The organism is Gordonia sp. OPL2 (assembly GCF_003797825.1).
Taxonomy (GTDB): Bacteria; Actinomycetota; Actinomycetes; order Mycobacteriales; family Mycobacteriaceae; genus Gordonia.
This window is the reverse complement of the sequence record NZ_RKME01000001.1, coordinates 1-21,539: the sequence shown is the minus strand read 5'-3', so window position 1 is coordinate 21,539 and position 21,539 is coordinate 1. Positions and strand designations below refer to the sequence as shown.

Genomic DNA, 21,539 nt, shown 5'->3' with positions numbered 1-21,539 from the left:
GGTCAGGCCCCTCGGCGGGCCATGCCCGACACCGTGTGGCGCACGTAGTCGATGAACCGGTAGCGGGTACCCGTCGACGACGTCTCCCACGGCCCGGTGTCGTCGACTTCCCATGCGTAGGGATCGATCTCGGGCGCAAACGCGTCCGCGCCGTCCACCAGCAGATCGATCTCGGTGACCCGCAGATGAGTCGCGACACCCATCGAGGCCTCGTAGATCTGTCCGCCCCCGATCACGGTGACCGGCCCGGAGACCAGTGCGAGGGCGTCGTCGAGCGAGTGGACCACCTCGGCACCGTCGGCGTCGAACACAGCGGCGCGGGTGATCACGACGTTTCGACGCCCCGGTAGCGGCCGGGCGCGGTCCGGCAACGACTCCCACGTCTTGCGACCCATCACGACCGGGCCGTTCCCGGTGATCTCCCGGAAACGGCGCATGTCCTCGGGAACGCGCCACGGTATACCGCCCGCGCGACCGATCGCTCCGACACGGTCCTGTGCCCAGAGCAGCGTGATCGTGTCGGCCATCAGACGGCCACCGGGGCCTTGATCCCCGGGTGCGACTCGTAGCCCTCGATCGCGATGTCGTCGAAGTCGTAGTCGAACAGCGAGTCCCGGCGCCGCAACCGAAGCGTCGGGTACGGGTACGGCTCGCGTGACAGCTGCAACCGGACCTGGTCGACGTGGTTGTCGTAGATGTGGCAATCACCACCGGTCCATACGAACTCGCCGACCTCGAGGTCGGCCTGCTGCGCCATCATGTGCGTCAACAGCGCGTACGAGGCGATGTTGAACGGCACACCGAGGAACAGGTCGGCACTGCGCTGATACAGCTGGCAGGAGAGCTTGCCGTCGGCGACGTAGAACTGGAAGAACGCGTGACATGGCGGCAGCGCCATCTGCGGGATCTCACCCACGTTCCACGCCGATACGATGTTGCGACGCGAATCCGGGTCGGACCGCAGGAGCTCGAGAGCGGCCGAGATCTGATCGATGTGATCGCCCGACGGAGTCGGCCAGCTACGCCACTGCACGCCGTACACGGGTCCGAGGTCACCGTCTCGATCGGCCCATTCGTCCCAGATCGTCACACCGCGATCCTGCAGCCACCGCACGTTCGAGTCGCCACGGAGGAACCACAGCAACTCGTAGATGATCGACTTGAGATGCACCTTCTTCGTGGTGATCAGCGGAAATCCCGCACTGAGGTCGTACCGCAACTGGTGCCCGAACAGACTTCGGGTGCCGGTGCCCGTCCGATCGGCCTTGGGTGTCCCGCTGTCGAGGACCAGCCGCAGCAGATCCTCGTACGGGGTGGGGATGTCGCCCGCCGGCGTGATGTCTCGGATGGCCATGCTCACGACAGCGAGTTTACGTCTCAGGACATCTCAGGACATCAGGCCCGCCGCAACCGTCGCCCCGAGTTCCCAGCAGGCCTCCCGCGCGTCGGAGTCCGGTGCGCCCGACACCACCACGGTCTCGGCGGCCCGGGTCCATCCCAGGCCGGTGGTGATGGCGTCGATCGCCTTCTCGGCGCCCTCGGTCCCCTGGTTCCCGTGCAGATAGAGGCCGTACGGTCGCCCTCGCGTCGAATCGAGGATCTGGTAGTAGCACGTGTCGAACGCGTGCTTGAGTGCGCCGCTCATGTAGCCGAGGTTGGCGGGCGTGCCAAGGATGTAGCCGTCGGCGGAGAGCATGTCGGTCGGCGTGACGACGAGCGCCGCGCGACGGACGATTTCCACGCCCTCGATCTCGGGATCGGTTGCACCCGAGAGCACCGCCTCGAACATCTCCTGGCAGTGCGGCGACGGTGTGTGGTGGACGATCAGCAAGGTACTCATTGCTGCTCCTCGTCGAACTGCTGCTCCTTGTACTGGGCGACGGCCCGCTTCATCATCTCCCGGGCACGGCTGCGATCGCCGGCATAGTCGTAGGCGCGCGCGATCCGATAGGTGTTGTGCCAGTCCGTCGGATCGGCCTCCCACTCCGCCTTGACGGTCGCGAAGAGTTCGTCGGCGGCGTCTCGCTCGATCCGGCCGGACGCGCGTCGGGGCAGCTCCGAGACGTCGAGTTCGCGTCCTTCCTCGGCCATCACACGCGCGAGCCGTTGGTGCTCGATGCCCGCGCGCAGTGTCGCGAAGATGAGCCACGCCCCGATGAACGGCAGGATCAGCACGCCGATACCCACGCCGATGCCGGCGACCGTTCCCGAGGCGATCAGATCGAACGCACGCCAGCCGAGGATGCCGAAGTAGACGACGAGCGCGACGACGAGAAACCCGATCATCCAGACGATGGGTCGGGCATCGCGCTTCTGTGGATCGCGCCCCTGGGGCCTCTGGGAGTCGGCAGCCATGATGGGTGTCCCGTCCGTTCTCGACTACAGGTCCGTCGGCTCTAGAGGTCCATCAGCTCGTCGAGACCGACGGTGAGACCCGGCCGGCCACCGATCTGCCGTACCCCGAGCAGCACCCCGGGGGCGAACGACGTGCGGTCCAGCGAGTCGTGCCGGATGGTGAGGGTCTCCCCCTCCGTGCCGAGCAGCACCTCCTGGTGCGCGACCAGGCCCGCGAGGCGCACCGAATGCACCCGGACGTCGTCGACGACGGCGCCCCGGGCGCCGTCGAGCTCATCGGTGGTGGCGTCCGGACTCGGCCCCACCCCGGCGTCGGCGCGCGCCTGCGCGATGAGCGATGCCGTGCGGTAGGCGGTCCCCGACGGTGCGTCGGCCTTGTGGGGATGGTGGAGTTCGATGACCTCGACCGAATCGTAGAAACGCGCAGCCTGCGCGGCGAAGCGCATCGACAGCACGGCGCCGATCGCGAAGTTCGGCGCGATGAGGACTCCGACTCCCGGACTGTCGGCGAGCCAGCCACGCACCTGCGCCAGGCGTTCCTCGGTGAAGCCGGTCGTCCCGACCACCGCGTGAATCCCGTTGCGGATCAAGAACTCCAGATTGTCCATGACGACGCTCGGATGAGTGAAGTCGACGACGACCGACGTCGACGTCTTGACGAACGATTCCGGCGAGTCACCCTTGTCGACCCCGACCGTGAAGGTCAGGTCGTCGGCGGCCTCGACCGCGGCGACGATGGCCTGACCCACCTTCCCCGCACTGCCGAACACACCGACTCGCACACCACCTGGCTGTGCATCAACTGACATCCGAGAAGTCCCTTCGATCGCTCATGTTCGGCCCGGTCCCCGATTCTATGGCGCCCGAACGCTCAGAAGATCGGCGCACCACCCCGGCGGTGCTCGAAGACGAGCGAGGTGGTGGTGCCGGCGACCTCGCGGCGCGCATTCAGCATCTCGACGAACTGCCGCAACGCCTCGGTGTCGGCGGTCGCGACATGCAAGAGGTAGTCGTCGGTGCCTGCCAGGAAGAACACGTCGATGACCTCGTCGTGCCGTTCGATCTCACCGACGAACTGCCGGATCTCGCCCCGCGCCTCGGCCTGCAGACTGACCGCCACCATCGCGCGCAGGGGCCGTCCGACGGCGGCCGGGTCGACATCGGCGAAGAACCCTCTGATGACGCCGACGTCGGCGAGCCGGCGAACTCGTCCATGGCAGGTGGACGGGGCGATCCCGGCACGCGCGGCCAGTTCGCTGTTCGGCATGCGGGCGTCGGTTTGTAGCAGACGCAGCAACGTCCGGTCGGTCTCGTCCAAGGCGGGTTCGCCTGCTCGAACATCCTTCGGCGTAGCAGCCATGCCACCTCCCATTATCGAAGATTGTTCGGCCAATACTAGCCCTCCGAGAATATTACTCGCAGACATTGTGCGGATTCCGATGTTCCTTCACTCTTGAGATCAGTACCGCGAGATCTGAGCCACCGCACAGACCGAGGGCGTCGCCCGACCACCACCGCCCGACCACAACCGTCAGCCCACCATCGTCAGGAGAGCCGCCATGCGCGTCGGAATTCCCACCGAGATCAAGAACAACGAGTACCGAGTCGCCATCACGCCCGCGGGCGTTGCCGAACTCCATCATCGCGGCCACGACGTCGTGATCCAGGCGGGCGCCGGCGAGGGCTCGTCGTTCCACGACAACGACTACAAGGAGGCCGGGGCGCAGATCCTATCGACGGCCGATCAGGTGTGGGAGCAGGCCGACCTCCTGCTCAAGGTCAAGGAACCCATCGCGGCCGAGTATCCCCTGCTGCGCAAGGGCCAGACCGTGTTCACCTATCTGCACCTGGCCGCGAGCCGACCGTGCACCGAGGCGTTGCTGGCGTCGCAGACCACATCCATCGCCTACGAGACCGTGCGGGCGGCCGACGGCTCGCTGCCACTGCTCGCACCGATGAGCGAGGTCGCGGGACGTCTCGCGCCGCAGGTCGGGGCCTACCACCTGATGCGCTCCGAGGGCGGGCGCGGTGTGCTCATGGGCGGGGTCCCGGGTACCGAACCGGCGAACGTCGTCGTGATCGGCGCCGGAGTCAGTGGGGTCAATGCCGCCACCATCGCGGTCGGCATGGGCGCGCAGGTGACGGTGTTCGATATCGACATCGCCAAGTTGCGCGCCGTGGACGCCCGCTTCGCCGGGCGCGTCCATACGCGATACAGCACCGGCCTGGCCCTCGCCGAGGCCGTCCGCGAGGCGGACCTCGTCATCGGTGCCGTGCTCGTGCCCGGGGCGAAGGCGCCGGTCCTGGTCCCCAACAGCCTTGTCGCCCAGATGAAGCCCGGTGCGGTGCTCGTCGACATCGCCATCGATCAGGGCGGGTGTTTCGAGGACTCGCGTCCCACCACCCACGACGACCCGACCTTCGCGGTGCACGACACCGTGTTCTACTGCGTGGCCAACATGCCGGGCACCGTGGCACGGACGTCGACGATGGCCCTCACCGGTGCGACCCTTCCCTATGTGCTCCGTCTGGCCGACAAGGGCTGGGAACAGGCCTGCCGCGACGACGCGACCCTGGCCGCCGGCCTCAGCACCCACGACGGCGCTCTGTTCACACCGGAAGTCGGTGCCGCACTGGATATCCCGGTCGCATCCTTCGCGTCCGTCTGATCGGCCCACGTCTGGCATCCGAGCGACAATGACGGCGATCCGGCTCACCCGAGCCGGATCGCCGTCGTCCCGCGCCGTCTGCCCCGCCAGGTGTATCGGCGTTCGGTGACGTCACCGGTGCCGTCGTGCCCGATCCGCAGCACCGTCGAGGCCCGCGTCCCGTAGCCGCGCATGTCGACGAAGATCGGCCCGAGTTGCTGTTCGAGCTCGTGCGGTACCCCCGTGGACGGGAGTCGATCGTCGGACGGGTGGTGCCGGTCGGCGAGCAGGGTGAGGTACGGCTCGACCGACGATGCGGTCGGCTCCCCCGCGATCAGATCGCCCAGTGCCGCACGGCCATCGGTCACCTTGGGCCAGTCGCTGTCCAGCGCGCCGTTGGACAGACCGTGTACCCCCTCCGATACCCGTTGGGCGTGGGGCTCGGGATGGTTGGTGACCCACCAGAGGTCGTCGGCGTCGCCGATCAGCAGGTTCACCGGGTGATACTCCCCCGCGCGGCGCGCGACCCCGACCGCGAAGGATTCCGGAGTGTCGTCGCCGGAGAGGAATTGGACGGGCAGTTCACCCCGTGACCTCGTCCCGGCCGGCGCCGGTCGCCCGACGCGGACATTGGTGACCATCGCGACGCGGGACGGGTCGTCGGCGTTCACACCCATCCATGTCCCGCCCGCCAGACGGTCACGGCCGGCGACGATCGGCAGGTCGGGCCAGCGCCCGAGTGGGCTGGTGGCGCGCCGGTGATACTCATCGCGATTGGCCGCGACCACCAGCCGATGCCGGGGATGCGCGTTCCACGCGAACAGGATGAGGCACATGACGTCTCGGGCCGACCTAGTCGGCGACCTTCAGATAGTGACTCATGTTCGTCATCCGGCGCTGCGTGCCCGCGACCTCGCGCACCGCCTGCGCGACCAGGCTGCGGTCCAGCGGCGACAGCCGCTTCATGTCCAGGACGTCCGACACGGCCTCGCCCCGGTCGAACTGCGCCACCTGATAGCTCAGTCGAACCCGCTGCAGCACATCGAAGACCTCGACGAGGGTGGCCGACTGGTCGGCGGTCACCATCGGACTGCCGGCGGCCGCACGTAGACGCGCCCGGGTGTCGAGATCTGTCGATCCCACGCTCAGCGCCGCCCATCGCGCGATGTTGATCAGCGGCGTGAGCGCGTGTGCCTTGATGTCGAACGTGTCACCGCGGCGCGCGAGTACCTCCCGCATCGACCGGAAGCGTGCCTTGTACGACAGCGCCTCGGCCAGGAGCAATCCCATCGTCCCGGGGTGGGATCGCAGGTCGGTGAACACCTCGCCGACCGCGGACAGCCCCTCGTCACCCCAGATCGGCCGGCCGTCGAGCAGCAGCGAGGTGAAGATCATCCCCTTGTTCTCCAGCGGCGCATCGATCCACGTGCGGGCCGCCTCCCGCCACTGCGTGTGCGTTCTGGCGAACAGCGGCTTCGAGGCGATGGCGCCGTTCTCGTCGATGCTGATCCCGGCGCCACGCAGGATGACGTCGATCTCCTCGAACGCGCCCCGGAACAGCGCGATCTGTGCGGGGTCCAGCTCGTCGTCGAACGAGACGGCCGAATCGATGTCGGAGGTGAGGACCGGTTCCCGACGCGCGTTGCTGCCCAACGACAACCACGTCACCGCCGACGGATCGAGCTCCGGGTGGCACGCGAGCACGAGTTCGAGCGCGCGACGGACGACGGCATCGTGGATGAGTGACGCGACGGCGGTGATCTCGTGGACCGGCTGCTCGCGCCGGAGCAGGTCGGCCACCAGGTACGGGATCCGACGCGCCCGCTCCTGCAGGTCCTCGGCGGTTGCGGCGCGAGCGATTTGGCCGCGCAACGACATTCCCGGCCCCGCCGGAGCCGCGATGAAATCGGCCGCGGCCACGACACCGATGACCTCACCCACCGGATCGAGGACCGGCATCACGGTCAGTCCGCGATCCAGCAACTCGGTCAGCGCGTCGACCGCCGCGAGGTCCCGCTGGACACCCGGCACGGGCTTCGTCACGAGATCACCGACCGAGACGTCGGCTCCTCGTCCCGCGGCGACCACCCGAGCGCGGATGTCGGCATCGGTCAGCACGCCGTAGTCGCCGTCGGACAACGGGATCAGCACGTAGTCCTGATGGCGCTCGGTCATCAGTGCCGCCGCCTCGCGCACCGACATCGTGGGCGACCCGACGACCGGTGCGGTCACGACGAGATCGGCGACCGTGGCCCGGTCGACGTCATCGCGTCGCCGCCGTCGAGCGACCGTGAGCTTGTCGGCAGGACCCCTGGGCCGATCGTCGGTCACGGTCCTCGCCCCTTTCGCGTCATCGGACGTCCTGACACCTCGGATCGGACCGATGTGCGAGACGGTGTTGTCGCACAGCCTAACCAGACGGCCGCGGCCCGCCACCCGGGGACGGGTGGCGGGCCGCGGCGACTGCGAGCCGATCAGGCGGTGTCGATCAGGCGATATCGATCAGGCGTCGGCGGTGACGGCTTCCGCGTCCGCCGAGGCCGCAGCCTCATCGTCGACCGGGACGAGACTGATCTTGCCGCGGTCGTCGATGTCGGCGATCTCGACGCGCAGCTTGCTGCCCACGTTCACCACATCCTCGACCTTGTTGATGCGCTTGCCCTTGCCCAGCTTCGAGATGTGCACGAGCCCGTCGCGCCCCGGCAGCAACGACACGAACGCACCGAAAGCGGTGGTCTTGACGACGGTTCCGAGGAATCGTTCGCCCACCTTCGGCAACTGCGGGTTGGCGATCGCGTTGACGCGGTCGATCGCGGCCTGCGCGGAGACGCCGTCGGCGGCACCGATGAACACTGTGCCGTCGTCCTCGATCGAGATGTTGGCGCCGGTCTCCTCGGTGATGCCGTTGATCGTCTTGCCCTTGGGGCCGATCAGCTCACCGATCTTGTCCATCGGGATCTTGATGGTGGTGATCCGCGGGGCGTACGGGCTCATCTCGTCGGGCTCGTCGATGGCCTCGGCCATGACATCGAGGATGGTCAGCCGGGCATCCTTGGCCTGGCTCAGCGCACCCGCGAGGACCTGCGACGGGATGCCGTCGAGCTTGGTGTCGAGCTGCAGGGCCGTCACGAAGTCCTTGGTGCCCGCGACCTTGAAGTCCATGTCGCCGAAGGCATCCTCGGCGCCGAGGATGTCGGTCAGTGCGACATAGCGGGTCTCACCGTCGACGGTGTCGGAGACCAGGCCCATGGCGATGCCGGCGACCGGGGCCCGCAGCGGGACACCGGCGTTCAGCAACGCCATCGTCGAGGCGCACACCGAGCCCATCGAGGTGGAACCGTTGGAGCCCAACGCTTCCGACACCTGACGGATCGCGTACGGGAAGTCCTCGACGCTCGGGATCACCGGCACGAGAGCGCGTTCGGCGAGTGCGCCGTGGCCGATCTCGCGACGCTTGGGCGATCCGACGCGGCCGGTCTCACCGGTCGAGTACGGCGGGAAGTTGTAGTGGTGCATGTACCGCTTGCTCGTCTCGGGTCCGAGCGAGTCGATCTGCTGGGCCATCTTGACCATGTCCAACGTGGTGACACCCAGGATCTGGGTCTCGCCGCGCTCGAACAGCGCGCTGCCGTGAGCCCGCGGGATCACCGCGACCTCGGCGGAGAGCGAACGGATGTCGGTGATGCCACGGCCGTCGATCCGGAAGTGATCGGTCAGGATGCGCTGACGGACCAGCTTCTTGGTGAGCGACCGGTAGGCGCCGCCGATCTCCTTCTCGCGTCCCTCGAACTGCTCACCGAGCTGCGCCAGGATGTCGGCCTTGAGCTCGTCGGTCTTGTCGTCGCGCTCCTGCTTGGCCGGGATCGTCAGAATCTCGGACAGGCGATCGGTCGCGGCGGCGGCGACGGCGTCGTACACGTCGGACTCATACGGCGGGAACAGCGGGAACTCGCCGGTCTCCTTGGCGGCCGCGGCGGCCAAGGACTTCTGTGCCTCACAGAGGCGCGCGATGAACGGCTTCGCCGCCTCGAGCCCTTCGGCGACGATCGCCTCGGTCGGTGCCTGCGCACCACCGGCGATGATGTCGATGACGTTCTCGGTGGCCTCCGCCTCGACCATCATGATCGCGACGTCGGCGGAATCGCCCTGACCGGACACGATCCGTCCGGCGACGACCATGTCGAAGACGGCGCCTTCGAGCTGCTCGACGGTCGGGAAGGCGACCCACTGGCCGGCCTTGTTCTCCTCGGTCGGGATCAGCGCGACCCGGACACCACCGACGGGACCCGAGAACGGGAGTCCGGCGAGCTGAGTCGAGGCCGACGCGGCGTTGATCGCGACGACGTCGTAGAGGTCCTTGGGATCCAGCGACATGACGGTCACGACGACCTGGATCTCGTTGCGGAGTCCGTCCACGAACGACGGACGCAGGGGTCGGTCGATGAGGCGGCAGGTCAGGATGGCGTCGGTGGACGGACGGCCCTCGCGACGGAAGAACGACCCGGGAATGCGCCCCGCGGCATACATGCGCTCTTCGACGTCGACGGTCAGCGGGAAGAAGTCGAAATGCTCCTTCGGCTGCTTCGACGCGGTGGTGGTGGACAGCAGCATCGTCTCGTCGTCGAGATATGCGGTGACCGATCCGGCGGCCTGGAGTGCCAGGCGTCCGGTCTCGAATCGGATGGTGCGGGTGCCGAAGCTCCCGTTGTCGATCACGGCGGTCGCCTCGGTGATCGTGTCGTCGTAGTCGGCGTCGGTGTCGATGCCGGGGTTTGTCACATCGGTCATGCGGTTGTCAGAGTCCCTTCGTGTCAGCCGCCGACGTCCGGCGACTGCGATTCTCGAATGCGGATCGGCTCACTTCGGCACGCACCACAGAGTGCGGCGACGCCTGCGTGGGCAGGGGCCGACCCGGAACGGAGCCATGAGAGAAGTGCCGGTCGTGCGGGGCGCGCGATCTCGAGATGCGCGCCGGGTTGTAGCGCAGACGGCCTTCGATCGAAGCGGCCGGAACCATTGGCGTTCCGGCGGCCACTACCGAGGACCGATCTGCTCGTGTGTCACGTCCAGCAGGACTTTCACGGCAACGATCACTGGCCAGCCTATCATTGCGAACCGACCAGCATAAACGACACGGCCGTCCCCGCGTGGTGTGCGGAAACGGCCGTGAGGTCGTGGGCCCGCGAGACGGGCCGGAGGGGCATCGCTCAGCGACGCAGCCCGAGGCGCTCGATGAGCGCGCGGTAGCGGTTGATGTCGACCTTGGCGACGTACTTGAGGAGACGACGACGGCGGCCGACGAGAAGCAGCAGACCACGACGGCTGTGGTGATCGTGCTTGTGCTCCTTGAGGTGCTCGGTGAGGTCGGTGATGCGCTTGGTCAGCAGCGCGACCTGTGCCTCCGGCGAACCGGTGTCGGTCTCGTGCAGGCCGTACTCGGACAGGATGTCCTTCTTCTGCGCGGCAGTCAGTGCCATGGGAAAACTCCTGATATCTCAGTCCCGCGTTCATCGGATTCTCTCGGCATCCACCCGGATGCTCCAAGGAGACGGCGCGCCACCGCGGACCGCAGCAACGCCAGCGACCGAATCTACCAGCGGCACCCCCACCTGCCCAAATCCGACGTTCGGCGCACGCCGCGCGAGCGGGTCGAGGTGAATGCAGACGGTCAGGACGGGCCGATCAGGTCTCGGCTTTCGCGAGCAATCGCCGGGTCTCTTCGACGTCACCGGCGATCGCGGTGATCAGGTCGTCGACCTCGGCGTAGTTCACCATGCCACGGATCCGGCCGACGAAATCGACCGCGACGTGCTGGCCGTAGAGATCCGCGCTGGTGTCCAGGACGAACGCCTCGACGGTGCGGGTACGGCCGGAGAAGGTGGGATTGGTCCCAACCGAGACGGCAGCCTGATATCGCTCGCCCGGCACCACCTGCCCGACGACCGGCCCGACCCCCAGGACGGTGAACCACGCGGCGTAGACGCCATCGGCAGGGATCGCCGCGAACATCGGCGGCGCGACATTCGCGGTCGGGAAGCCGAGTTCGCGGCCGCGGCCGTCTCCGCGGACGACGACACCCTCAACCCGGTGCGGGCGGCCGAGCGCCTCGGCGGCGAGCTCGACGTCGCCGGAGGCCACGCACGATCTGATGTAGGTCGACGAGAAGGTCACCGCGTGTTCGCCGAACAGTGAGATGCCCTGGACCTCGAACCCGAACTTCTGGCCGAGTTCGGTGAGCTTGGCGACGTCGCCGGCGGCCTTCTTGCCGAACGTGAAGTTGTCGCCGACGACGACGTCGGCGGCGTGCAGGGTCTCGACGAGGATGTCGTGCGCGAAGTCCTTCGGCGAGCGCGACGCGAGCTCGGCGGTGAAGGGCATGACACAGAACACGTCGATGCCGAGTTCTTCGGCGAGTTCGGCGCGCCGCGTCAGTGTGGTCAGCTGCGGCGGATGGGTACCGGGCCGGACCACCTCGGCGGGATGCGGATCGAACGTCATCAGCACGGCGGGCACCCCACGTTCGGCCGCCGCCGTGGTTGCGGCGTGGATCAGTTGGGCATGCCCACGATGAACACCGTCGAACACGCCGATGGTGACCACGCACCTACCCCAGTCCGCGGGGATGTCCTCGAGACCTCGCCAACGCAACACGCGCACCAGCCTACGGCCCGGTCGGTTCCCAAACCACTTCCGGCCGTCGGTGGTGAACAGTGTGTTTCGTCCACCTCGATCGGCGTTGAACGAACAGCGCCCGGTGACAACACGCGATGACACATGTCGCTCCCCGATCGGGCAGGTTCTAAGCTCGAGGAATGCCCCAGTCCCCCACGGCCGGTCCCGGCACGTCAGAGTCCGGCGGGTCCGACCCCACCGCACCGGCCGCCGAGCGCCCGGTGACCGAGTTGTCGTCGGTGACACAGGACTACCTCAAGGTCATCTGGACCGTCCAGGAGTGGGCCGACGTGAAGGTCACCACGAAGATGCTCGCCGAACGTCTCGGCGTCTCGGCATCGACGGCGTCCGAGGCGATCCGCAAGCTCGCCGACCAGGGCCTGGTCTCCCATGAGCGCTACGGCGCGGTGACCCTCACCGACGAGGGGCGATCCGCGGCGATCCTCATGGTCCGCCGGCACCGGCTGCTCGAGACGTTCCTCGTCCGTGAACTCGGCTACGGCTGGGACGAGGTCCATGACGAGGCCGAGATCCTCGAGCACGCGGTGTCCGATCGGCTGATGTCGCGTCTCGACGCGAAACTCGGCTATCCCAGTCGGGACCCGCACGGTGACCCGATCCCCGCGATCGACGGCTCGGTGCCCAGCCCCGACGCGAAGCTCCTCTCCGACCTCGATGTCGACGAATCCGGCACCGTCGCAAGGATTTCCGATGACGATCCGGACATGCTCCGCTACTTCGACGAAGTCGGGGTGGCATTGGATCGCGTGGTCACCGTCGTCGAGAAGCGGCCGTTCGCCGGCACCATCTCCATCTCGGTCGACGGCAGCGACCACATCGATCTCGGTGACGTCGCCGCGCGCGCGATCTTCTTGATCCCGTCGGGCTGATCACGACGTCCTGCACACCGCTACCGAAGCGTCGCGGGACGCACCACCATCACCGAGCTCGCCCGGCGCCCCTTCTCCTGAACCAGCGCGATCGCGCGGCCGGCGGGGTCGATGACCACGTAGGTCTCCTTGCGGCCCACCGGCGTCAGCCACCGCCCCTGACTGATCGACTCGGCCTCGTCGTCGTCGATGTCGCGGTGCGGGAAGGAGATCTTCACCGCCTCGTCGATGGTCAGCGACAACCGCGGCTCCTCGGAGAGGGCGTCGAGCGTACGTGCGTGCTCGAGGGTGAAGGGGCCGACGGCGGTCCTGCGCAACGCGGTCAGGTGGCCTCCGACACCGAGGGCCGAGCCGAGATCCCGTGCCAGCGAACGGATGTAGGTGCCCGCCGAGCAATCGACCTCGACATCGAGGTCGATGAACCCTTCGAGACGCCCGCTCGCTCCGCTCACGGGCTCCTCAGGGACCGACACACCCCCACCCGCTCCGCTCACGGGCTCCTCAGGGACCGACACACCCCCACCCGCACCGCTCACGGGCTCCTCAGGGACCGGGTCACGTCGGATCGATCGAACATCGAAGCGCGACACCGACACCGGGCGGGCGGCCAGATCGAACTCCGCGCCGGTGCGCGCCAGACTGTGCGCCCGGCGCCCGTCGACCTTGATCGCGCTCACCCGCGCCGGAACCTGCTGGATGTCGCCGGTGAGATCGGCGATCCGCTCGAGGATCTGCGTGTCGGTGAGATGGCTCGCGTCCGTGCGCGAGATCTCCTCCCCCTCACGATCATCGGTGTCGGTCGCGGCGCCGAGACGGATGGTCGCGGAGTACGACTTGGTGGTCAGGGTGAGCAGTCCGAGCAGTTTGGTGGCCCGCTCGACCCCGACGACGAGAACGCCGGTCGCCATGGGATCCAGGGTGCCCGCATGCCCGACCCGTCTGGTGTCGAACATCTTGCGGCACCTGGACACCACATCGTGGCTCGTCATGCCGGCGTCCTTGTCGACGATGACCAGCCCGGCGTTCTCGATGGATGCGTCGGCCATCTCAGGCCAGCGTGATCGTGGTCGTGATCAGGCCGCGGTCGACCAGCCACCGTCCGGTGAGTTCGGTCAGCGGGGAGCCGCCGTCGATCGCCGCGCCGTCGATGAGAATGCGCGAGGTGAACGAACCGCCCGTCGGCGAGGTCTGGTCGAAGGTGATGTGTGCGTCCTCGAAACCGAGCCACCGTTGAGTGACCGGAAACCACGCCTTGTAGGTGGCCTCCTTGGCGCAGAACAGAAGTCGATCCCAGTGCAGTCCGTCGGGCCGGGTGGCCAGCACCTCTCGCTCCGCGTCGATGCTCGTGTGCTCGAGAACCCCGTCCGGCAACCGGTCGTGGGGTTCGGCGTCGATGCCGAGCGAGCGGACCTGCAGAGAGTAGGCGACAACGGCGGCACGATACCCGTCGCAGTGCGTGAGGCTCCCGACGACACGTTCCGGCCACAGCGGCATCCCGCGCTCGCCGCGCATGATCGGGGTGGGTTCGATCCCCAACTGCGACATGGCCTTGCGCGCGCAGTGACGTGCGGTGACGAACTCGCGACGCCGCTTGTCGACCGCGCGTTCGATCAGCGAACGTTCGGCGGGCATGGGTTCGAGACCGGGCGGATCCTCGAAGGCCTCGGCCGAGGCCACTCCGCTCGGGACGAGCTGTTCGATCACTCTTGTTCCTCGGTGGTCGTGCGGGCGGCCCCTCGGGCGGCCCGGCGTTCGCGACGTTCGGCAATCCGCTGTGCGAACTCCTGGGCGCGGCGTTCGTAATCGGGCGGCAGCTCGAACCGGGCGCCGTGCCCGGGCAGGTCGGCCTCGGTCAGGCCCGGATCCGGGATGATGGGCCGCAGCAGCGGCTCCGGGAGTCCGCGCCGCTTCCACTCCCGCGGATAGCCGACCGACACCTCCTCGAAGCGCACATCGTCGTACCACGTGGTGCGTGGGATGTGCAGGTGGCCGTACACGCAACAGGCCGCGTTGTAGCGGGTGTGCCAGTCGGCCGTCAGCTCGCTGCCGCACCAGAGCGCGAACTCCGGATACATCAGGGTGTCGGTGGGCTCACGCCGCAGCGGCCAGTGATTGATCAGCACCGTCTGCTCGGACGGATCAAGCGCGTCAAGCCTCGCGCGGGTGGCCTCGATCCGGGCGCGCCCCCAGGCGTCGCGGGTCGGGAAGGGCTCCGGCGACAGGAGGAACTCGTCGGTGGCGACGACATTGCGTTCGCGGGCCAGCGCGAGGGCGGTGAGGGTCGTCGAGGTGCCCTCGGGCCGAAAGGTGTAGTCGTACAGCAGGAACATCGGCACCACCCGGACCGGCGTCGCGCCGTTCCCGGGATCGAAGAGCGGATAGATGTCCTCCGGGGTGACCACACCGATGTCGCGACACGCCTGCACGAGGTAGTCGTAGCGGGCCACCCCGTGGATCTGCAGCGGATCCTTGGCCGTCGTGTACAGCTCGTGATTGCCGGGCACCCACACGACCGTGTGGAAACGGGTCCGCAGCCTGCGCAGTGTGTCGACGATGTCGTCGGTGCGTTCGGCCACGTCGCCCGCGACGATCAACCAGTCGTCGCTGTCCTGAGGACGGAGCAGATCGACGATGTGCTCGTTCCCCCGGTGGGCGACGTGAAGATCGCTGATTGCCCACAAGGTCGCCATGTCACCACCCTAACGATGTGTGGCCGCTCACCTCCGAGCGGCCGCGCACACCGTCCGGTACCCGACCCGCGGTTCCGGTCAGCGGTGACCCGGCGCTCCCGGCAGCGTCGACTTCTGGTAGGTCAGCACCCCGTCGGGTTCGGTGACGAACTGCCCGCGGCACTGCCCGTTGATGGCGGCCACGGTCACATCCCAGATCTTCGGATCGATCATCTCGAAGGTGTGCTCGAGGCCGAGTTCGGGCAACGATTCGTTGGCGGGGATCGGAGAGACCCGGCACTGGCCTCCGTCGAGATGTCCGTCGACCCACTCGCGGGCGCTGCGCACGCCGTAGTAGCGGGTCGGGCCGGGTGTGTCGTCGCCGGCGTTCAGGGTGGCCAGGAACGGTGTCCCGGGGCAGACCTCGGGGCCGGCCTGCTGACCGCAGGCGCCGGGAGAGCCGTACTGCGGGCTCCCGAAGGCGACGTAGGTGGCGACCTTGTCGGCGCCGCCCATCTCCTTCAGATACCAGCGGGCGCTGACGCCACCGATGCTGTGTCCGACCAGCGCGACGCGGTCGCCGGGATGCTGACGGTGAATGCGGTCGACGGCTGCCGAGATCGCGGCGGCGTCCTTCTTCATGTCGAAGCCGCGCAGGTCCAGCGCGGTGGCCGGATAGCCACGGGAGGTCAGATTGTCGGCCATCGGCTGGAACACCGCTCCGGGCAGATACTGTCCGGGGATCAGAAGCACACGTGTCGTCGTGGGTGCTGCATCGGCAGGCGCGGCCCCGACGACCACGGATGCGAGTACGGCGAGTGCGCCGCAGGCCGCGGCGACGAGGGATCGGATCGACATCGGGTAAGGATAACCTGACCTGATTCTGACTCCAATCGTCCTCTCATGTGTCGACGCCGGTACGACGCCATCGACCCGACCTGACCCGCATGGCCACCGCACCCAGTCGGACGAGCATGAACACCACCAGCCCACTCCAGATCCCGGCCAGCCCCCAGTCGAATGCGAGCGAGCACCAGATGAGCGGGAGGAACCCGACCAGAGCGGCGGCAAGGGTCGCGGTACGCAGGAACCGGGCATCCCCGCTCCCCAGCAGCACGCCGTCGAGAGCGAACACGATCCCCGCGATCGGCAGCATCGCGACGAAGAACCACCACGGCACGGCGATCGCGTCGAGGATCTCGGGGTCGGAGGTGAACAGACGCGGGATCAGCTCGGCGCCGAGTGCGAAGGCACCGGCCATGATCGTCGCGGCGATGAGCGAGACCACGGTGACCCGGCGGGCCACTCCCACCGCGACGCCGACCGCTCCCCCGCCCAACGCCGCACCGACGAGCGATTGGGCGGCGATGGCGAGGGAGTCGAGGAACAGCGACATGAACTCCCAGAGCTGCAACACGACCTGATGTGCCGCCACCGCCTCCACTCCGAACCGTGCGGCGACCGCGGCAGCGGACAGGAAGCAGACCTGGAACGACAGGCTGCGCACGACGAGGTCGCGCGCCATCACGAGCTGAGCACCGATGACCGCGCGGTCGGGTCCGAGTCGACGGACACCGGATCGTCGCGCCTCGCGGATCACGCGCTGCGCGAACAGGATTCCGGTCAGCCCCTGGCCGACGAGGTTGGCCACCGCACTCCCCGGCAATCCGAACCGCGGGAATCCGGCGACCCCGTGGGTCAGGCCGACGACGAGAACCGCGGCCACCGACAGACCGACGACGACGTAGACGACGGGCCGTCTCGTCTCCTGCACTCCGCGCATCCATCCGTTGCCGGCCATCGAGAGCAGGATCAGCGGAACCCCGAACATGGCGATGCGCACCCAGCCGGTCGCGTCCGCGACGACCTGACCGGACTGAGGTGAACCCGAGCCGACCAGGATTCGCATGACGACAGGCGCCAACGGATACATGACGGCGACCAGCACCACGCCGACACCGACGGCGATCCAGCTCGCCTGGATGCCCTCGGAGACGGCGCCGGCACGATCACCCCCACCGAATCGACGCGCCGACCGCGCCGTGGTCCCGTAGGACAGGAAGGTCAGCTGGGTGCTGATCACCGACAGCACCAGCGTTGCCACACCGAGCGCGGCGAGTTCGTCGCCGCCCAGGCGGCCGACGACGGCCAGATCGAGCAGCAGATAGAGCGGTGGTGCGATCAGCACCGCGAGCGCGGAGACCGTCAGGACCGCGATGCGCCGGCCTCCGGCGGTCGGATCGTGGACGGTCGCCTCGCTCAGAGCGATCCCACCAGTCGGGCCACCACCTCGTCGGCGGGGCCGGAGTCGTTGTACCCGGAAGCATGTCGGTGTCCGCCGCCGCCGTGGGCGCCTGCGATGGGCACCAGGTCGACGGTGCGCTTCGAACGCAACGAAACCGTCCACGTCTGCGGCGCGGTCTCCTTGAACACCGCGGCGACCTCGGCCTCGTTCGCCGTGCGGACGATGTCGATGACGCTCTCGCCCTCTTCCCAGCTCATGCCGGACAGCACCTCGTGGTCGACGACCGCATAGACCAGGCCGGCGCCGTCGCAGGCGTCGGCGACCAACTCGGCACCGCCGAGAACGTCGGCCACCATCTGGAACCAGCGGAACGGATGGCTGTCGAGCAACGCCCGGCTCCAGGCCCGGGCATCGACACCGGCGTCGATGAGACGCGCCGCGACCCGGAACGACTCCGGCCGGGCCCATCGGAACGAACCGGTGTCGGTGACCAGCCCCGCGTACAGACAGGTCGCGATCTCGTCGTCGATCGTGACGCCGAGGTCGTCGAGGACCGACAACACGAGCACCGCGGTGCAGTCGGCGGCAGGGTCGATCAGGTCGAGATCGCCGAATCCGAGGTTCGACGCGTGGTGGTCGATGGTCACCGTCCGCTGCGCGGCCGCGAAAACCGTTGTCAGCGAATCCAACCGACTCAGACTGGCCGCGTCGACGGATACGACGACCGGGTGCCCGACGACATCACGTTCGTGGACGAGGAGCTTGGCACCGGGCAGTTCACCCAGGGGCGACGGCAACGCCACCGTGTCGGGGAACGCCACCTCGACCTGTGCGCCGAGCCGGTCCAGCGCCAATCCCAGTGCCAGGCCGCTACCGATGGTGTCCGCGTCCGGCCGGACGTGGCAGAGGATGGTCACCGCGGAAACACCGGCCAGCTCGGCCGCCACCGCTGTGCTGGTCGCCGATGTCACTCCCGGGGACCGTCCTCGGCGGAATCGGCGTCGGCTGCGTCGTCGGCGCTGCGATACGGGTCGGCGTCACCGGCGGGCTCGGCCCGCTCGGCCTGACGCGCCACCAGTTCGTCGTTGGCCCGGGCGCGGGCGACGAGTTCTTCCATGTGCCGCGCCGCGTCCGGGACGGTGTCGAGCACGAAGGTCAGCGTCGGGGTGAACCGGACGCCGGTGCCTGCACCGACCTTCGATCGCAGGATGCCGGTGGCCTTGGCCAGTCCGGCGGCGGCCGCCTCGTAGTCGGGTTCGTCGTCGATGGTGGCGCCCATCACGGTGTAGAACAGAGTCGCGTCGTGCAGGTCGTTGGTCACCCGCGCGTCGGTGATGGTGACGTACGCCAGTCGCGGATCCTTGATCTCGCTCCCGATCGCCGAGGCGACGATCGACGAGATGCGTTTCGCCATCCGGGCAGCCCTGGCCGAATCAGCCATGTCGGGTCCTTTCCACTGAGAACAGCGCCCCCCACGGGTCCCCCGCCGGTGCACGGCGGGGAACCCGAGGGGCGTGTCGGAGTTCGCGACGCGACGATCAGTCGCGCGGCTTCTCCTGCAGTTCGTAGCTCTCGATGACGTCGTCGACCTTGATGTCGCTATAGGTCAGCGTGAGACCACATTCGTAGCCTTCGCGGACCTCGGTCGCGTCGTCCTTCTCCCGTCGCAGCGAGGAGATGGACAGGTTCTCGGCGATCACGACATTGTCGCGGAGCAGACGGGCCTTGGCGTTACGCCGCATGATGCCCGACTGGACCAGACAGCCGGCGATGTTGCCGACCTTCGACGACTTGAAGATGGCACGGATCTCGGCGCGGCCGAGCTCGACCTCCTCGTAGATCGGCTTGAGCATGCCCTTGAGCGCGCTCTCGATCTCGTCGATCGCCTGGTAGATCACCGAGTAGTACCGGATGTCGACACCCTCGCGGTTGGCCAGCTCGGTGGCCTTGCCCTCCGCACGGACGTTGAATCCGATGATGATCGCATCCGACGCCGCAGCCAGGTTGACGTTGGTCTCGGTGACGCCACCGACGCCGCGGTCGATGACACGCAACGACACCTCGTCGCCCATGTCGATCCCCAACAACGCCTCCTCGAGCGCCTCGACGGTACCCGAGTTGTCGCCCTTGAGGATCAGGTTGAGCTGGCTGGTCTCCTTGAGGGCGGAGTCCAGGTCCTCGAGGCTGATCCGCTTGCGGCTGCGCGCGGCCAGCGCGTTGCGCTTGCGCGCATTGCGCCGGTCGGCGATCTGCCGAGCGGTGCGGTCCTCTTCGACGACGAGCAGGTTGTCACCCGCGCCGGGCACCGACGTGAAGCCGATGACCTGCACCGGCCGTGACGGCAGCGCCTCGGCGACGTCGTCACCGTGCTCGTCGACCATGCGTCGGACGCGGCCGTAGGCGTCTCCGGCGACGATCGAGTCGCCGACCTTCAGCGTTCCGCGCTGGACCAGGACGGTGGCCACCGGGCCGCGACCGCGGTCGAGATGTGCCTCGATCGCGACGCCCTGGGCGTCCATGTCCGGGTTGGCACGCAGATCCAGCGACGCATCGGCGGTCAGCAGCACGGCCTCGAGCAGTGCTTCGATGTTGTCGCCCTGCTTGGCGGAGATGTCGACGAACATGCTGTCGCCGCCGTACTCCTCCGGGATCAGCCCGTACTCGGTCAGCTGGCCACGGATCTTCTGCGGATCCGCACCCTCCTTGTCGATCTTGTTGACCGCCACCACGATCGGCACGTCGGCCGCCTGGGCGTGGTTGACCGCCTCCACCGTCTGCGGCATGACGCCGTCGTCGGCCGCGACCACGAGGATCGCGATGTCGGTGGCCTTCGCGCCGCGGGCACGCATGGCGGTGAACGCCTCGTGACCCGGGGTGTCGATGAAGGTGATCAGACGGTCCTCGCCGTTGAGGTGGGTGTCGACCTGATAGGCACCGATGTGCTGGGTGATGCCACCGGCCTCCGCCTCGCGGACGTTGGCCTTGCGGATCGTGTCCAGCAGGCGGGTCTTGCCGTGGTCGACGTGACCCATGACGGTGACCACCGGCGGACGCTGCTCGAGGTCCTCGTCGCTGCCCTCGTCCTCGCCGTAGGTGAGGTCGAAGCTCTCCAGGAGCTCGCGGTCCTCGTCCTCCGGGCTGACGACCTGGACGTTGTAGTTCATCTCGCCGCCGAGCAGCTCCAGCGTCTCGTCGTTGACCGACTCGGTCGCCGTGACCATCTCGCCGAGGTTGAACAACGCCTGGACCAGCGATGCCGGGTTGGCGTCGATCTTGTCGGCGAAGTCCGACAGCGATGCACCACGGGCGAGACGGATGGTCTCGCCGTTGCCACGGGGCAACCGCACACCGCCGACGGCGGGCGCCTGCATCGAGTCGTATTCCTGACGCTTCTGACGCTTCGACTTGCGGCCCTTGCGGGGTGCGCCGCCGGGACGACCGAAGGCACCTGCGGCACCGCCGCGACCACGGCCACCGCCGCCGCCGGGACGACCGCGGAAACCACCACCGGGAGCACCGGTCGGAGCGCCGCCACCGCCACCGCGGTAGCCGCCTCCGCCGCCACCGCCGCGGTTACCGCCGCCACCCGGGCCGCCACGACCCGGACGTCCGGCGTCGGGGCGAGCCGCACGGCTGGGCATTGCACCCGGATTCGGGCGCGGGGGCATGCTGCCGGGGCTGGGGCGGGGTCCGCCCTGACCCGGACCCGGGCGAGGACCGCCCTGACCTGGGCGTCCGGTGGCACCCGGACGACCGCCGCCGGGCCGCGGGCCACCCTGTCCGGGACCGGGACGAGGACCCTGCGGACGCGGCGCGGGCGCCGGTGCAGATGAGTACGGGTTGTTGCCGACGCGGGGTGCACGGGGGCCCGGCTTGGGACCGGGTCGAGGGCCGGGCCGTGTCGGCGCGGCCGCACCACCGTCCTGGGCAGCCGCCGCCGGGGCGTCGGGCTGCGGAGCCTGCGGCGCGGGCTTGGACGCAGCCGGGCTCGGCGCCGGGCTGGGTGCTGCGGGGGCCGGAGTCGGCGCGGGAGTCGCCGGAGCGCTCGCCGCCGCGGGGG

General features: G+C 68.4%; 21 protein-coding genes. 2 read left to right on the top strand and 19 right to left on the bottom strand.

Annotated features, from left to right (window positions below):
* Positions 1 to 2 precede the first annotated feature (2 nt).
* From EEB19_RS00105 to EEB19_RS00080, 6 genes are all read right to left on the bottom strand, one after another.
* Positions 3 to 527, bottom strand: coding sequence for a dihydrofolate reductase (locus tag EEB19_RS00105; protein WP_187582015.1), 525 nt, complete (start codon positions 525 to 527; stop codon positions 3 to 5).
* Positions 527 to 1,360 (bottom strand): thymidylate synthase, encoded by an 834-nt coding sequence (locus EEB19_RS00100; RefSeq protein WP_316245450.1) that lies wholly within the window; start codon positions 1,358 to 1,360, stop codon positions 527 to 529. Before EEB19_RS00100 ends, EEB19_RS00105 begins: the two co-directional genes overlap by 1 nt.
* 27 nt (positions 1,361 to 1,387) lie before the next feature.
* On the bottom strand, positions 1,388 to 1,840 hold the full coding sequence (locus tag EEB19_RS00095) for a flavodoxin family protein (RefSeq protein ID WP_187582013.1): 453 nt from the start codon (positions 1,838 to 1,840) through the stop codon (positions 1,388 to 1,390).
* Positions 1,837 to 2,355, bottom strand: coding sequence for a hypothetical protein (locus tag EEB19_RS00090; RefSeq protein ID WP_187582010.1), 519 nt, complete (start codon positions 2,353 to 2,355; stop codon positions 1,837 to 1,839). The genes EEB19_RS00095 and EEB19_RS00090 overlap by 4 nt, the downstream gene beginning before the upstream one ends.
* A 41-nt stretch (positions 2,356 to 2,396) precedes the next feature.
* On the bottom strand, positions 2,397 to 3,164 hold the full coding sequence (gene dapB, locus EEB19_RS00085) for a 4-hydroxy-tetrahydrodipicolinate reductase (protein WP_187582008.1): 768 nt from the start codon (positions 3,162 to 3,164) through the stop codon (positions 2,397 to 2,399).
* Positions 3,165 to 3,226: 62 nt separating this feature from the next.
* Complete coding sequence (locus EEB19_RS00080; RefSeq protein ID WP_187582006.1) at positions 3,227 to 3,715, bottom strand: Lrp/AsnC family transcriptional regulator; 489 nt, start codon at positions 3,713 to 3,715, stop codon at positions 3,227 to 3,229.
* Positions 3,716 to 3,914: 199 nt separating this feature from the next.
* Between EEB19_RS00080 and ald the strand changes: the two genes are divergently transcribed.
* Positions 3,915 to 5,024 carry an alanine dehydrogenase gene (gene ald / locus EEB19_RS00075; protein ID WP_187582004.1) on the top strand — a complete coding sequence of 370 codons (1,110 nt, stop codon included), beginning with the start codon at positions 3,915 to 3,917 and terminating at the stop codon, positions 5,022 to 5,024.
* A 44-nt stretch (positions 5,025 to 5,068) separates the two neighbouring features.
* Here the strand turns inward: ald and EEB19_RS00070 are convergent, their stop codons facing one another.
* The 5 genes from EEB19_RS00070 to EEB19_RS00050 form a co-directional block, all read right to left on the bottom strand.
* Complete coding sequence (locus tag EEB19_RS00070; RefSeq protein WP_187582002.1) at positions 5,069 to 5,839, bottom strand: NRDE family protein; 771 nt, start codon at positions 5,837 to 5,839, stop codon at positions 5,069 to 5,071.
* Positions 5,840 to 5,855: 16 nt separating this feature from the next.
* Positions 5,856 to 7,334, bottom strand: coding sequence for a putative nucleotidyltransferase substrate binding domain-containing protein (locus tag EEB19_RS00065; protein ID WP_187582000.1), 1,479 nt, complete (start codon positions 7,332 to 7,334; stop codon positions 5,856 to 5,858).
* A 171-nt stretch (positions 7,335 to 7,505) separates the two neighbouring features.
* Positions 7,506 to 9,791, bottom strand: coding sequence for a polyribonucleotide nucleotidyltransferase (locus EEB19_RS00060; RefSeq protein ID WP_187581998.1), 2,286 nt, complete (start codon positions 9,789 to 9,791; stop codon positions 7,506 to 7,508).
* A 419-nt stretch (positions 9,792 to 10,210) separates the two neighbouring features.
* Positions 10,211 to 10,480, bottom strand: a complete 270-nt coding sequence (gene rpsO, locus EEB19_RS00055; RefSeq protein ID WP_187581996.1) for a 30S ribosomal protein S15 — start codon at positions 10,478 to 10,480, stop codon at positions 10,211 to 10,213.
* Between the two features lie 205 nt (positions 10,481 to 10,685).
* Complete coding sequence (locus tag EEB19_RS00050) at positions 10,686 to 11,654, bottom strand: bifunctional riboflavin kinase/FAD synthetase (RefSeq protein WP_187581988.1); 969 nt, start codon at positions 11,652 to 11,654, stop codon at positions 10,686 to 10,688.
* Between the two features lie 161 nt (positions 11,655 to 11,815).
* Here EEB19_RS00050 and EEB19_RS00045 point away from each other — a divergent pair, with 161 nt between their 5' ends.
* On the top strand, positions 11,816 to 12,565 hold the full coding sequence (locus EEB19_RS00045) for a metal-dependent transcriptional regulator (protein WP_187581986.1): 750 nt from the start codon (positions 11,816 to 11,818) through the stop codon (positions 12,563 to 12,565).
* Positions 12,566 to 12,585: 20 nt separating this feature from the next.
* Here the strand turns inward: EEB19_RS00045 and truB are convergent, their stop codons facing one another.
* The 8 genes from truB to infB form a co-directional block, all read right to left on the bottom strand.
* Entirely contained in the window at positions 12,586 to 13,611 is a 1,026-nt protein-coding gene (truB, locus tag EEB19_RS00040; protein ID WP_187581984.1) for a tRNA pseudouridine(55) synthase TruB, read from the bottom strand.
* A gap of 1 nt (position 13,612) precedes the next feature.
* Positions 13,613 to 14,269: a 4'-phosphopantetheinyl transferase gene (locus EEB19_RS00035; RefSeq protein ID WP_187581982.1), complete on the bottom strand. Its 657-nt coding sequence runs from the start codon at positions 14,267 to 14,269 to the stop codon at positions 13,613 to 13,615.
* Positions 14,266 to 15,255, bottom strand: coding sequence for a metallophosphoesterase (locus tag EEB19_RS00030; protein ID WP_187581980.1), 990 nt, complete (start codon positions 15,253 to 15,255; stop codon positions 14,266 to 14,268). Before EEB19_RS00030 ends, EEB19_RS00035 begins: the two co-directional genes overlap by 4 nt.
* Before the next feature lie 78 nt (positions 15,256 to 15,333).
* Entirely contained in the window at positions 15,334 to 16,092 is a 759-nt protein-coding gene (locus tag EEB19_RS00025) for a triacylglycerol lipase (RefSeq protein ID WP_187581978.1), read from the bottom strand.
* Positions 16,093 to 16,135: 43 nt separating this feature from the next.
* Positions 16,136 to 17,452: an MATE family efflux transporter gene (locus EEB19_RS00020; protein WP_262365387.1), complete on the bottom strand. Its 1,317-nt coding sequence runs from the start codon at positions 17,450 to 17,452 to the stop codon at positions 16,136 to 16,138.
* A 41-nt stretch (positions 17,453 to 17,493) separates the two neighbouring features.
* Positions 17,494 to 18,450, bottom strand: coding sequence for a bifunctional oligoribonuclease/PAP phosphatase NrnA (locus EEB19_RS00015; RefSeq protein WP_187581976.1), 957 nt, complete (start codon positions 18,448 to 18,450; stop codon positions 17,494 to 17,496).
* Positions 18,447 to 18,920 (bottom strand): 30S ribosome-binding factor RbfA, encoded by a 474-nt coding sequence (gene rbfA, locus EEB19_RS00010; RefSeq protein WP_187581974.1) that lies wholly within the window; start codon positions 18,918 to 18,920, stop codon positions 18,447 to 18,449. The genes EEB19_RS00015 and rbfA overlap by 4 nt, the downstream gene beginning before the upstream one ends.
* A gap of 97 nt (positions 18,921 to 19,017) precedes the next feature.
* On the bottom strand, positions 19,018 to 21,539 hold a 2,522-nt coding region (gene infB, locus EEB19_RS00005; protein ID WP_187581972.1), incomplete at its 5' end, for a translation initiation factor IF-2.

Bases quoted from the DNA above. Each gene is read 5' to 3' on its own strand.
- EEB19_RS00105 (WP_187582015.1), bottom strand. From the start codon at position 527: ATGGCCGACACGATCACGCTGCTCTGGGCACAGGACCGTGTCGGAGCG.
- EEB19_RS00095 (WP_187582013.1), bottom strand. From the start codon at position 1,840: ATGAGTACCTTGCTGATCGTCCACCACACACCGTCGCCGCACTGCCAG.
- EEB19_RS00090 (WP_187582010.1), bottom strand. From the start codon at position 2,355: ATGGCTGCCGACTCCCAGAGGCCCCAGGGGCGCGATCCACAGAAGCGC.
- dapB (WP_187582008.1), bottom strand. From the start codon at position 3,164: ATGTCAGTTGATGCACAGCCAGGTGGTGTGCGAGTCGGTGTGTTCGGC.
- EEB19_RS00080 (WP_187582006.1), bottom strand. From the start codon at position 3,715: ATGGCTGCTACGCCGAAGGATGTTCGAGCAGGCGAACCCGCCTTGGAC.
- ald (WP_187582004.1), top strand. From the start codon at position 3,915: ATGCGCGTCGGAATTCCCACCGAGATCAAGAACAACGAGTACCGAGTC.
- EEB19_RS00070 (WP_187582002.1), bottom strand. From the start codon at position 5,839: ATGTGCCTCATCCTGTTCGCGTGGAACGCGCATCCCCGGCATCGGCTG.
- EEB19_RS00060 (WP_187581998.1), bottom strand. From the start codon at position 9,791: ATGACCGATGTGACAAACCCCGGCATCGACACCGACGCCGACTACGAC.
- rpsO (WP_187581996.1), bottom strand. From the start codon at position 10,480: ATGGCACTGACTGCCGCGCAGAAGAAGGACATCCTGTCCGAGTACGGC.
- EEB19_RS00045 (WP_187581986.1), top strand. From the start codon at position 11,816: ATGCCCCAGTCCCCCACGGCCGGTCCCGGCACGTCAGAGTCCGGCGGG.
- truB (WP_187581984.1), bottom strand. From the start codon at position 13,611: ATGGCCGACGCATCCATCGAGAACGCCGGGCTGGTCATCGTCGACAAG.
- EEB19_RS00030 (WP_187581980.1), bottom strand. From the start codon at position 15,255: ATGGCGACCTTGTGGGCAATCAGCGATCTTCACGTCGCCCACCGGGGG.
- EEB19_RS00025 (WP_187581978.1), bottom strand. From the start codon at position 16,092: ATGTCGATCCGATCCCTCGTCGCCGCGGCCTGCGGCGCACTCGCCGTA.
- rbfA (WP_187581974.1), bottom strand. From the start codon at position 18,920: ATGGCTGATTCGGCCAGGGCTGCCCGGATGGCGAAACGCATCTCGTCG.